At 75.9% G+C, this 924-nt stretch carries 1 protein-coding gene; it reads right to left on the bottom strand.

Translation table 11 applies throughout. The annotated features are described in order from the left end of the window. Positions 1–924 (bottom strand): two-partner secretion domain-containing protein (locus tag HW577_RS25675; protein WP_198378909.1); only part of this gene is annotated, 924 nt, incomplete at both ends.

Raw genomic sequence — 924 nt, 5'->3', positions numbered from 1 at the left:
CGCCCGCCGCCCGCGCCACCCGAGGCATCGACCGTCGCGCCGGTGGCGACCGTCACGCCCTCGGTTGCCTGGATCGCGACCGCGCCGCCGCGCGCGCCGGCGCCGCCCGTGGCGTCGATGGTGCCCTCGACGCGGACGGAGCCGCCTTCGGCGCGGATCGCGACCTGGCCCGCGCGGCCATCCGCGGTGGGGGCGGAAATGCGGCCGGTCTGGCGGACCAGGTCCTCCACCAGGTCCGAGGCCGCGTGGGCCGTCAGCAGCACGGAGCCGCCCGGTGCCTCGATGGTGCCGGAATTCGTGACGAGCGCGGCCCCGCCCTGGGGCGCCTCCCGCACCGCCTGGGTGACGTCGATGCTGATCAGCCCGTCGCCGGCGAGGTCGAGGACGAAGGTTTCCGCCGCGCCGAGGGCGACGCGCCCGAGCCGCGCGCGGATGACGCCGGAATTGGACACGTTGGGCCCGACCAGCGCGGCGAGGCCGCGGTCGGCGACGGTGATGGTGCCGTGGTTCTCGACGCGCGCCCCGCGCCGCGGCGCCTGGTCGAACGCCATGCGCCCGGCCATGAAGTTCTCGTTGGTGATGCCGGCCGCCGAGGCGATCAGGCTGCCGACATCGACCTGCGCGCCCTGTGCGAAGACGACGCCCGACTGGTTGACGATGGCCACGCCGCCATTGGCCTGCACGCGGCCGGCGATGACCGAGGGGTCGGGGCCGACAACGCGGTTCAGCGTCCAGGACCCCTGGGAGGGCTGGACGAACTGCACCGTGTGCTGGCTGCCGACGTTGAACTGCTGCCAGTCGATCGCGGCGCGGTTGGTGGACTGGGTGACGGTGGTGCGGCCGGGCGTGCGCGCGATGCCGGCCTGGCCAGCGACGACCTGCCCGCCGGTCGGGCCCTGGCCCGGCGCGGGCTGGGCGAGCGCG

Origin of the sequence: Neoroseomonas rubea (genome assembly GCF_016106015.1) — a bacterium.
GTDB classification, from domain to species: domain Bacteria; phylum Pseudomonadota; class Alphaproteobacteria; order Acetobacterales; family Acetobacteraceae; genus Neoroseomonas; species Neoroseomonas rubea.
Note: the sequence above shows the minus strand (reverse complement) of the source record. Positions and strands in the feature narration are given on the sequence as shown.